This is a genomic window from Anaerocolumna chitinilytica, from assembly GCF_014218355.1.
Taxonomy (GTDB): Bacteria; Bacillota; Clostridia; order Lachnospirales; family Lachnospiraceae; genus Anaerocolumna; species Anaerocolumna chitinilytica.
Map to the genome: position 1 here is coordinate 4,811,349 of NZ_AP023368.1, position 11,760 is coordinate 4,823,108.

10 protein-coding genes are annotated in these 11,760 nt (G+C 37.3%); 3 read left to right on the plus strand and 7 right to left on the minus strand.

Features of this window, described 5'->3' with window-relative positions; all coding sequences use genetic code 11:
• Positions 1–18: 18 nt before the first annotated feature.
• The 6 genes from bsdcttw_RS20970 to bsdcttw_RS20995 all read right to left on the minus strand — a co-directional run bounded on the left by bsdcttw_RS20970 (position 19) and on the right by bsdcttw_RS20995 (position 6,137).
• On the minus strand, positions 19–909 hold the full coding sequence (locus bsdcttw_RS20970) for a GNAT family N-acetyltransferase (protein WP_185256736.1): 891 nt from the start codon (positions 907–909) through the stop codon (positions 19–21).
• 144 nt (positions 910–1,053) lie between these two features.
• Entirely contained in the window at positions 1,054–1,317 is a 264-nt protein-coding gene (locus bsdcttw_RS20975; protein ID WP_185256737.1) for a CD3324 family protein, read from the minus strand.
• Between the two features lie 408 nt (positions 1,318–1,725).
• Positions 1,726–2,604, minus strand: a complete 879-nt coding sequence (locus tag bsdcttw_RS20980) for a carbohydrate ABC transporter permease (protein WP_185256738.1) — start codon at positions 2,602–2,604, stop codon at positions 1,726–1,728.
• Between the two features lie 2 nt (positions 2,605–2,606).
• Positions 2,607–3,503: a carbohydrate ABC transporter permease gene (locus bsdcttw_RS20985; protein ID WP_185256739.1), complete on the minus strand. Its 897-nt coding sequence runs from the start codon at positions 3,501–3,503 to the stop codon at positions 2,607–2,609.
• A 116-nt stretch (positions 3,504–3,619) separates the two neighbouring features.
• Complete coding sequence (locus bsdcttw_RS20990) at positions 3,620–5,035, minus strand: extracellular solute-binding protein (protein WP_185256740.1); 1,416 nt, start codon at positions 5,033–5,035, stop codon at positions 3,620–3,622.
• A 91-nt stretch (positions 5,036–5,126) separates the two neighbouring features.
• Positions 5,127–6,137, minus strand: coding sequence for a LacI family DNA-binding transcriptional regulator (locus tag bsdcttw_RS20995; RefSeq protein ID WP_185256741.1), 1,011 nt, complete (start codon positions 6,135–6,137; stop codon positions 5,127–5,129).
• A 342-nt stretch (positions 6,138–6,479) separates the two neighbouring features.
• On the opposite strand from bsdcttw_RS20995, the gene bsdcttw_RS25570 reads away from it, so the two are divergent.
• The gene (locus tag bsdcttw_RS25570; RefSeq protein WP_225903881.1) at positions 6,480–6,623 is read left to right on the plus strand and encodes a hypothetical protein; all 144 of its coding nucleotides are present in this window, start codon (positions 6,480–6,482) and stop codon (positions 6,621–6,623) included.
• A 35-nt stretch (positions 6,624–6,658) separates the two neighbouring features.
• Here bsdcttw_RS25570 and bsdcttw_RS21005 read toward each other — a convergent pair whose 3' ends face one another.
• Positions 6,659–8,767: a putative bifunctional diguanylate cyclase/phosphodiesterase gene (locus bsdcttw_RS21005; protein WP_185256742.1), complete on the minus strand. Its 2,109-nt coding sequence runs from the start codon at positions 8,765–8,767 to the stop codon at positions 6,659–6,661.
• A gap of 268 nt (positions 8,768–9,035) precedes the next feature.
• Here bsdcttw_RS21005 and bsdcttw_RS21010 point away from each other — a divergent pair, with 268 nt between their 5' ends.
• Both bsdcttw_RS21010 and bsdcttw_RS21015 read left to right on the plus strand, forming a co-directional pair.
• Positions 9,036–9,596, plus strand: a complete 561-nt coding sequence (locus bsdcttw_RS21010; protein ID WP_185256743.1) for a TetR/AcrR family transcriptional regulator — start codon at positions 9,036–9,038, stop codon at positions 9,594–9,596.
• A gap of 70 nt (positions 9,597–9,666) precedes the next feature.
• Positions 9,667–11,340, plus strand: coding sequence for an MFS transporter (locus tag bsdcttw_RS21015; protein ID WP_185256744.1), 1,674 nt, complete (start codon positions 9,667–9,669; stop codon positions 11,338–11,340).
• The last annotated feature ends 420 nt before the right edge of the window (positions 11,341–11,760 follow it).

The window sequence follows — 11,760 nt, forward strand, 5'->3', positions numbered from 1 at the left end:
TTAATCCCTCCTTAATATCTACTTTTCTTTCCACCAGGTTGAAGTACTAAAGGGACGAAAACCGATATTATAATAGAACTGCTGGCTGGAACCGACAAATGCTTCTTTCGCCCCTAGTAACCCGCAGCGCTTAATACCTTCTAATACTGCTGCTCTGCCAAGCCCGAGTTTACGATAAGCAGGGTCAGTAGCGACCGGTTCGACCAGCGCATATTCGGAAGCCGGTTCATACCACATGCCGCAATAGGAAACAAAGTCCCCATTCGGCGCAACAACTGCGATTTTTAAATCCAGGTTGACATTTGGCCGATGCATTTCAATTTCTTCTTCTGCCAATTGTGCTTTCGTCGGGTTAAAGGGACCTTCACCGTTAAGTTCATGGTTAAAACCTCTCCAAAGAACTTGTTTATACTTATAGTAATCATAGTTCTCCGCCATACTTGTTATCGTAAATCCCACTGGAAGTGTATAGGTTATGGCCTCTAAATCAATTGGATAAACAGCATCATGTTCTCTGTTATCTGTAGCAATAAACCCTAAGCCTGCCGCTATCTCCTGAAAACTGGTATCCGAATCCCTTATCAAGGCTTGATATTCGCCATTTTTACCAAAACTTTTCTTTGCATATAGAAGCATTTCCTGTTTCAGATAGCTATAGTTGTCCTTTATGCAAAAATAACTGCTACCCAGTCCGCAATCATAGGTAGCTAAGGCAACGATTTCTCCGTCCTCTTCCCATAGGCCTATAGCCGGCAGTCCCGTTTTATCGAGATGACTATGAGTTATCATCCAGTCCCATCTGCCAAATAGATAGTTTGGATTCTTTAATTCCATCAAAAAAGCTCTGATTTTGTAATAATCTTCTCCAAAATCAAGCACTGAACATTTATTTCTGAATTTAACAGCCATGTAGCTCACCATCCTTTACCAAAGTTGATAAAGCCAGTATACCTAATGTCTTTCTAATAGAATATAGCAAAAACAGTTTAAAATGACTATAACATAAAATCCTCTGGAAAAAGAAGAAAGATACCTTTACCCAGAGGATTAGATTTATTTTTTATACACAATTCTTTTCACCGTATCAACGGACAATCCATATTCATCTGCCAGCTCTTCCATGCAATGCCTATTTTGAAATTTCATCTTAATTTGGAGGTTTCTTTGTTCTATAACCTCTCGGCATCCACTATTTTCACCCCATTTTTTATGGAGTTTTTTCGGCTTTGGAATATATACCAGGCCATCCTGTACGTATTTTTGAATTTCGGCTAAAAGTTCATCCGGAAATATTAAATCTGCTCTTAAATAACTCATATACACCTGCTCCTTATTATTAAAATTCTTTAATAAGGTGCAAAGCCTATCATAAAAAGAGTTATTGCTTAAAATGCTTCCTTACCTTTACTCCATGCAAAGCATTCTCTTTTCATTACCGACTTTGCATGGAGTAGAACTTTTACATATCCTACACCTATTGATTTCATGTTCTTCACCTCCTGTATCTTCTTAAAATGCTGAATATTTGATTAAATCATATCACAGAATACCCATGCTATCAAGCCCATGGAAAATACAGTAAACATAAAAAGAAGTAATCTGATTATCAGATTACTTCTCTATACACTTCTTAAATATTCTTCTGTAATAGCAACTAAATCTATATAAACTTATAACCCCCCAAAAGACAGGCCTTTCAACCTGCCTAAACCCTCATAATGTCTATTAACCTTTTACTGCGCCGGCAACCATACCCTTAATAATCTGCTTACTAAATACAAAGTAGAAAATGATAATAGGAGACATGGTTAATAACATAGCTGCCATGATCTTAGGATAATCGGAGGCGAACTGTCCGGTAAACTGCTTCATCGCCAATGGTACGGTCTGAAGTTTTACATCACTCATAAGTACTAACGCAAAGGAGAATTCATTCCAGCAAGCAAAGGTCTGGATAATTCCAATTGTAACCAGAATCGGCTTACAAATAGGGAAAATTATCTGAAACAATGTTCTGGAGAAAGAACTTCCGTCAATGGCTGCTGCCTCTTCCAGTGCTGAAGGAATCCCCTTCACAAATCCCTCTACCAGGAATATAGCTATTGGCAGACCGAAAGCTATATATGGAATCAATAGCGTATACCAATGATTTAATAAGTTTGTTTTCTGAAATACCACATAAATAGGTACCAGCAAAGAGTGAATCGGAATTAACATACCCATCAGGAATACAATATATAAAAGCCTGTTACCGGGGAAGTTAATTCTGGACAGTATATATCCAACAATAAAGCCGCATATAACTATTATCAATACTGACAGAATCGTTGTTCGAAAACTGTTTATCATGGATTGAAAAATATGATAATCTTTATTGGTCAATATATTGATGTAGTTAATTAAAGTAGGAGATTTCGGTAAGCCTACGATATCTGCATTGAATATTCTCTTTTCCTTTAAGGAAGAATAGAATAACCAAACCAAAGGAAAGATGCAGCTAAGGGAGAATAGTATTAAAAAGCCATTTAAAAACACAGATAATGTACCGGCTTTCAATCTTTCACCAAAAGTTTTTTGAGAATGTACCTTATTCGCATTGTCCATGATTAGTCAACCCCCTTTCCTTTTGTTAAAGAATTAATCAGAAGCTGTACACCTCCGATAACAACTAAGCTTGTTACAAATATTCCGATAGAGATAGCGCTGCCGTATCCCATGTTAGACTGTTGGAAGGAAACATTATATCCATAAAGAGCCATAACCATGGACGAATATCCCGGACCGCCCTTTGTCATAACAAAGATATGATCGAAGGCTTTCATATTACCTGCAACACATAATGTCACACATACCAGCAAGGTATTTTTAATCAAAGGTAAAACAATGTAGACTGCTCTCTGGAAAGCATTTGCTCCATCGATTTCTGCTACTTCGAATATCTCCTGGTCAACGGAAGATATTGCGGACAGTAAAATAACCATGTAATATCCGATATACTGCCAGATTAAAGGAATAGCGATCAAAAGCATAACCAATTTGGGATCATTTAACCATACCTTTGTGGCATCGTGTTTTCCGATTGCATCTAAAAACCAGTTGATAATACCTCTTTTATAATCATAAACCATAACCCAGATAAAACCGATGTATACCGCTGAAATCGTACTAGGGAAGAAACCAAAGGTTCTGTGCATCCCCTTCAGTTTTGAATAACGGGAATTAATCATTAGTACAATGACAAATGCGATACCAATCTGTCCGATAATACATGCTGCTACTAAATATATATTATGACCAAAGGATGACCAGAAAATATCATCCTTTATTAGAGTCAGATAATTTTCGAATCCAATAAAGCTTTTTGTAGGGCCGCCCTTCCATTCAAAAAAGCTATAAAATGCTGCTGTTATTAATGGAATAAATACTGCAAATACATATAATAAGAGCGGAAATAATAGATATGCAAATATTACTCTGTTCTTAGGCCGAATTGAATTTTGCATTTCATCGCCTCCTTTAAGTTTTACATTTGTTTAGGCCTTATCTGAGAAACAGCTCAGATAAGGCCAATTTCAAGATACTTTAGTTTTTATTAGGTTGTATAAACCCCAATTAAATTTTAGTAATTGTCATCATAGGACTTCTGAGCATTTTTAGCAACATCCTCAGGAGACATCTGACCGTTTAACATTGTCTGTAAATCTGCATTTAAAGTACTCCATACAGCACCTGTAATAAAGGAGTCATAAATTTCACAAGGTTTGCTGTCTACATAAGAATATTTGTAGAAATCCTGTGTGAATTGATCGAATTTGCTTAAGTCAACATTTTCAACTTTTGTTAAACCGCCTAAAGCGTAGTTAGAAGCAACATAGTTAGAGAAGTCAGCACCTGTAAGCTTATAAGCTAAATTAACAGCTGCAGCTAATTTGTCAGGCTGATCAGCAAGCTTTGCATTGATTGCAACAGCATAACCCATACCTGTTGAGTTGGTTCCTTCAGAAGCTGTAGCACCAGCAGGCTGAGGAAGAACTGCGAATTTGGTGTTACCATATAAATCAGGATTGGAATCCTTTAAAGTAGCTCCGATATAGGATACATCCCAGTTACCGCCGATATAGGCTGCTGCACTGCCGTTGATGTAGTATTCTCTTGCATCTTCATTTGTTACTGCATTAAAGTCTGCATTAAATATACCGGAAGCAAAGATATCTTTTGTGAACTTAAGAGCATCTACGAAAGCTTTGTCTGTGAACTTAGCACCTTTTTTCTCAATTAAGGAGTGAGTCCAGTCAGCACCTGTGAATCTGTCGCCGATTGTATCAAGGAAAGTGGAGTTTGCCTGCCACTGACCGCCGTTACCAAATGCAATGGTGTCAATTTTCTGCTTTGAGAAATAATCTTTTGCTTTGAGAACTTCATCCCAAGTTGCAGGGAAAGTATCATATCCAGCTTCTTTCCACTTTGCAGCATCGTAAACCACAACTGTACAAGTACCGCCTGTTAAAGCAGGAAGACCATATTCTTTTCCATCAGTAGTGAAAGGATAGAATGCATTTTGGTTATATTGAGCATAATCCGGTGAGTCTTTGATAATCTGAGTCATATCAAGGATAAGACCGTCTTTTGCCCACTGTTTTGTATTCATACCCTGTAATAAGAATACATCAGGAAGATTGTTTGCTGCTGCAAGTGTAGCAATCTGTGTCTTATAATCAGCGTTTGCAAGAACGTTCTGATTTAACTTTACATCAGGATTAGCTTTTTCCCATTCAGAAATCATAGTACGGAAGCCATCGGAACCACCGTTACCCTGTGATTCCTCCGATGTGGAGAAATGCATAAGAGAAAGATCTCCCTTATATGCAAGTCCGGTAGCATCTGCTGTAGGAGTTGCTGTAGCTTCATCCGTTGCTGCTGCTTCAGTAGGTGTAGGTGTTGTAGTTGTTGTGTCATCTTTCTTTGATCCGCAGCCGCCTAATAATGAAGCTGTAACTGCTACTGTAAGAAGTACACTTAATAGTTTCTTTTTCACAAAAATTCCTCCCTCTTAAATTAAAATATTTGCATTTATCTACATATCATTGAAGTATGATAGAAACGCCTTAATTATTGTGGCTGAACTATTAGTTTAGTTTGCTCACTGATTTTCCTTGTAATACCTTTCCTTCAATAACTACTCTTTCTATTATTGACGCTTTTGGATTTTCTATTAATGCAATTAATTTTTCTGCTGCAATTCTTCCCAATGCTTTTGTATCCTGTTGTAAGGTAGTTAGTTTAGGGCTCAATACCTGTGACAATAAAATACCATCATAGCCGGCAATAGAAATATCTTCCGGAATCCGCAGCCCCTGCTCATTTATTTCATTCATTCCGCCAATGCTGGAAAAATCATCTGGGACAATTATGCAGGTGGGGCGATCCTCCATTTGCAGGAGTTCACGGGTTAACTTAGCTGTGGTATCAGGATCATGATAAATACCCTCTTTCACGTATTCATCGGGAACTTCAATTCCCAACTCTCCCAGTGTCTTATAAAAACTTCCCACACGGTTTCTGGTAACGGAGGAATCTGCTCCGTGTATATAAGCAATTTTTCTATGTCCCATCTCATACAAGTATGTAATCAGACTCTTCATGCCATTGGCATTATCCGAAAGAATGGCTGTTCTGTTATCAAATACATGGTCAATTGTCACCACCGGCAGTTCACCGTTAATCAGCTCCAATACTCCCGGATCTGAAAAATCAATACAGGCAATAACCACTCCGTCAACTCCACGGTACTTACTGTGCTCATAATAAGACATATTCTTATGTCCTGTATGTTTGCTGATAAAGGTTATATCATAACCGTAAGCTTCTGCCTCTACCTTAAAGCTGTCTAAAACGTTTGCAAAATATTCATGAGTTAAACCGCTCTGCGCTTCATCTACAAACAGCACACCAATATTAAATGTACGGTTTGTTTTTAATGCTCTTGCCGATGAGTTCGGAAAATACCCCAACTCCTTTGCAACTTTTCTAATATTAGCCTTTGTTGCTTCTGCAATATCACTGTGGTCATTCAAAGCCTTACTAACAGTAGCCACTGATACTCCACACATTTTTGACACATCTTTAATAGAAACCACTTTTATGCTCCTTTATCATTATTCAGGCACTTTTTACTTAATCGTTTTCTGTTGTAATATTTGATTTTTTCAAAAGTCCAACTGGATTAAGTTGTCTATACTGTATAATTATCTCATTAACAATTAGCATTTTATAGATACTATTTTAAATTGTTACTCATACAAAGTAGGTCTTAAGTTGCAACTGCGTTTCTTTGTATGTTTTATCTTAAACCTTTTCGCAAAAATATGCAAGCTTTATTTCATTTTTTTAAGATATTTTTACTTAATCGTTTTCGAAAATTTTCTATACTTGCATGTTTAAGATAAAAATGACTTGGTATTCTTCTATACTGTATACAGATTAGCCATAACCATAATTTTCATTTATTTTATACATCGTGTATTAACCAATCAATAACCTATAAAAAACAAGAGTTTCGTAATAATTATTATTTACGAAACTCTTGCTTTTTATTAAATATTAATAATTTTTATTTTCTCTGATACTGATTATTCTATATCTTTCTTGAAATATTTGTTTATATGTCTAAAACGGTTTCCTTTTCCAGAAATTCTATAATTGTCTGTTCAGGCAACGGCTTGCTGTATAAATATCCCTGAATTTTATGGCATTTATGATTAATAAGATAGTCTAACTGCTCTTTCGTCTCAACACCTTCTGCTACAAGTTTTAATCCTAAACTTCTACCCATAATCACGATGTGTTCCGTCAATGAATTGCTGCCGGAATCATCATAGATGCTGTCTACAAAAGATTTATCAATCTTTAGAGTAGATATAGGTAAAACCTTTAAGTAGCTTAAGGATGAATACCCTTTCCCAAAATCATCCAGTGCTATTTTTATGCCTTTTTCACAGAGTTTGTTAAGTTTTTCCTTTATAATGTCGTAGGATTCCATCAAAATTGATTCTGTTATCTCCAGTTCCACAAGAGAAGGTTCCAGATTGTTTTGCTCTATAATAGCAAGAACCATATCCACAAAATCATTCTGCAGTAATTGAAGAATTGATATGTTAATAGATATTGTCAAACCGCTATTATTAATAGGCTGAATTTTTTTCATAAAAGCACAGGCTTCTTCTAGCACCCATTTTCCTAAAGGTATGATATAGTGTGTTTCTTCTGCGATTTCAATGAATTTTAAAGGAGGTACATGTCCGAGTACCGGGTTGTTCCATCGTATCAATGCTTCCATTCCGGTAATCTTATTCTCCATAATATCATACTGGGGCTGGTAAAATAGCACAAATTCCTTATTCTCCATGGCGTTATGCAATTGTTCTTCAATCTGCATCCGTTCAATGATAACATCATTCATGGACTGAGCAAAGGTTATATAGTAATTGCCGCCAATATCCTTAGCCTTATACATTGCAATGTCTGCACATCTAAGCAGTTCATTAGAATTCCTTCCATGCTCCGGATATAAACAGATACCAATGCTAATATTAATACGCAAATTGCTGCTTGCTATAATGACCGGCTCCTTAAATGCCAGCATAATCTGTTCTGCAAATAATTCCGCTTCTTTACGGCTTCCTATCCCTTTATTTATAATTATGAACTCATCTCCGCCAAGCCTGTAAAAAGTGCTGCTATTATCCAATTGTTTCGTGATTCTTTCACCGATTAAAATTATAATCTGATCTCCAAAATCGTGCCCATGGGTATCATTAATGAATTTAAAATCATCAACATCAAGAAATAAAAAAGAAAATTTACTTTCACTCTCTGACACCAAGAGGTTATTTACATCATTAAACAAGGCTAAGCGATTAGGAAGACCTGTAAGTGCGTCATGAAATGCCAGGTATTGAAGCTCGTTCTGATAATCTTTTAGCTTCGAGATATCCGTATGGGAGCCGGCTATCCGGCCTACTTTCCCTAAGCCATCAAAAGCGGCTTTTCCTCTGGACTGTATCCATATGTATTTTCCGTCTTTCCGTTTAATTCTGTACTCACTGCTGTAGAAGGAAGTCTTTCCTGCCAGGTGGTCATCATAAAGAGCCTTTGCAGCCGGAAAGTCTTCCGGATGGATCAGCTCCATCCAATCTGCCATATTCTCAACTTCTTGCCTGGAGTATCCTGTAATCTCCAGCCAACGTTCTGAAAAATGTCTCACATTATCAAGCTCATCCCAAATACCGTCATTACTAGCTTCCGAAATCAATCTGTATTTTTCCTCATTTTCCATAATCTTTGATTGATTATCTACAATGGTATCATACTGCTGCCGCAGTTCCTCTTCCGAAGCAGTCAATTCTGCATAAGTAGCCTCCAGCTCTTCATAGGTAGAAGCCAGTTCCTGATAACTATCCTCAAGCTTTATTTTATCATTTTTAATACGATTAAGTGAAAAATACACTAATCCGAATATCAGCATTCCGGTTAATACAACAAAAATCCACCCCTTGAAGGTACTAATTAGGGTGATAATCTTTTTATCCTGTACCAATACATCTAGTAATCTATCTGATAGGTATATCCATAATATGCCAAATACTGCATATATTCCAGTAACCCGCAGAGCTACCTTAAATGGCTCAAATTCTTTACTGATATTTAATAATTTATCCGTAAAAAAGGGATTGTAATTCTTTTTATCTTCTCTTTTGTGTTTTTTCATATAACTCCCCCGTATAGTATAAACTAGTTATGTACTGTGCTATGGTGTTTTCATTCCAATGCAAATAGATGCTGCAATACAAAAGAGAACTCCTAAGCTATATTCTATTCTGTTTATCTGATAATTTCAACCTAATCTTGCATGAAGTATTTTCTTTACATACAGCTTTTAAATAATTCATAAACTCCTTATTGAGATTTCACAAATTTCTCTTGCTAAATAAGAAAATCCGCGTTATTATGAACGTAGTTCACAAAAGGAAGGTTCTATGCCAAAGATATACGACGATTTAAGAGAAACCATTGTACAAAAGGCAAAAAAGATTATTGTCTCAAAGGGCTACAGTAAACTAAATATGCGGGAGGTTGCAAAAACTTGCGGAATTGCAGTCGGCACTATCTATAATTATTTTCCGACGAAAGACAGTCTGATGTCTGAGCTGATGTACCAGTACTGGCTGGAATTTATTGAAGCAATCAAACAGGAACAGCAGGAAAATCACGATTTATTTGTAAAGTTTCGTAATATTTATCAGCTTTTAGAGTCTTTTTTGGATACCTTTAAGGATACCTGGCTAAAACTCAACGGTACCGAGAAAGGAATGACAAAAGAGCATCACAGGCAAAAGCAGGAAGTAGTTGATTTATTTGTAGATACTTTGGAAGCCGCTATCAGAAAACACAAGTCTGAAACTACCAGTATCGCAAAACCGGAGATTAATGACCGTGAGCTGGCAAGTTTTATTGTGCAGAATTTTATGCTGATAGCACAGATGAAGCAATTCGAATACGACACCTTTGAGATGATTTTAAAAAGCTATTTCCTATAGTAAAAAATTCGCTATAGGAAGCTTATTTCATTTTTAATTTTTAAATGAACATTGTTCAGAAAGGGGTTTTATGGTACAAAAAAAACATACAACATTGATTTTGGTATTGTTTCTTCTGGGTATTTTTATGGGTGCGATCGATAATGGAATTGTTTCTCCTGCCAGAGAGATTATACAGAATAGTTTTTCTGTGTCGAAAGGCACCGGCGCTTGGATGATTACCATTTATACTTTAGTCTATGCTGTCTCAATGCCTATCAGCTCTAAATTATCCGACACTATCGGCAGAAAGAGGATGTATATCTTCGGAATAGCTGTCTTTGGTATCGGCTCTGCTCTTTGCGGCTTCAGTAATTTTTACGGAAACTTTGCCTTTTTACTTACCGCGAGAGTTATTCAGGCAATCGGTGCAGGTGGTATTCTCCCCATTGCTACTACTGTAATAGGCCAATCTTTTCCTCCTGAAAAAAGGGGAACCGCTCTTGGTTTGGTTGGTGCGGTATACGGGGTAGCTACTATTGTAGGGCCAACTCTTGGAAGTACTATTATTGACCTAGCAGGACAAAATCACTGGGGATTTATTTTCTTTATCAATGTGCCCATCTGTATTGTTACCCTTTGTCTCTCCAGAGTAATGGAGGAATCGAGGATAAGCATAAAGAACAAGCTGGATATTGTGGGAGCTGTGATTCTGGCTGCTATGATAGCAAGTTTATTATATGCTCTTACCAATATGAATTTCTTTGATGTAGTAAGCAGTCTGCAGAAAATAAAAGTCTATCCTTTTCTCATTGCTTTCATCGTTTTGATTCCGGTCTTTATTCTGGCAGAGAAAAGAGCTGCCGACCCGGTTCTTTCCATCAGGTACTTTAAAAACCGCGAAATCTTAACAATCTTTATTATTGCCTTTATTGTGGGAATCGGCATGATGGGAATGGTATATATGCCGCAGTTTGCAGAAAATACCTTAAAATTAAGGAGTGGCTCTGGTGGTTATCTGGTTACCTTGCTGGCGGTATTTTCAGGAGTAGCCTCACCGCTTAGCGGAAAACTTCTTGATAAAAAAGGAGCGAAACTTGTTCTTATGATTGGATTTTTCTGCACCGTAGCAGGAACTTTAGTCTTAGGTTTAATTGCAGCAAAGAGCCTTACCTTTATCTCCGTCTTAATCGGAATTGCTTTCATGGGCTTCGGAGTTGGATTTACTATGGGTCCTCCCCTAAACTATCTGATCCTTGGAGCTGTAAAAGAGGAAGAAGGTGCTACCGCCCTTGCCACTATGTCTTTGGTACGCTCAATTGGTGTAACAATTTCACCAAGTTTCATGATTGGATTTATCGTAGATGCCAGTAAGAATATTCAGTCCGATTTGATGCAAACCTTACAGGTCGGTTTTTCAAAGGCTGTTGGTGGAGATATGCTTGCTGCTATGGGTTCAAACGGCTCAAAGGGCAGTGAGAATCTGTTCGCTTCTTTGCAAAATGCTGATGTAACCACCATCGTGAGCCAGCTAACCGATATCTTCAAGAAAATACTTCCCGAGAAGGTTCAGCCTTTGGTGCTTCCGGCCCTTTCTGATATGTCCGCAGAAATCGAAAAAACTTTTCAGCATGCACTAAACCTGGGATATACACATATGTTTATAGCTTCTGCAATAATAGCAGCCCTTGGGATAGCCGTGTCTTTGACTTTAAAGAGCAAGAAAAAACTCGTAGAAAACAGTCTGGAAAATGATCCTTTATAAATAATTTAATTAATTGGAGCTCTAAAGCCTTAAAGAGCCGCATAGAAGGGTGCCCCCTTACTATGCGGCTCTTTTATCGGATTCTTATGCTTCTCCATTTAGCAGCAGTGATCAATTATCATCTCGTTGTAGTCTGGACCACTTAAGTAGAAAAGTAAATTTATGGATATCCCTTTTCACCTTATCCGTTTTGCCTCATAATTATCACCCCATGAGTGATTTTTATCCGTAATCTCCAACGTACCGCAAGCGCTGAACTTGTGTATGAATTATGCTTTTCTATAATTCATACTTTATGCCATGCTATCTCCAACGCGCCGCAAGTTCTGCGCCGAGGATTTCGCAGGCACTGAACTTGCGTATGAATTATTCTTTTCAATAATTCATACTTTATGCCATGCTATCTCCAACGCGCTGCAA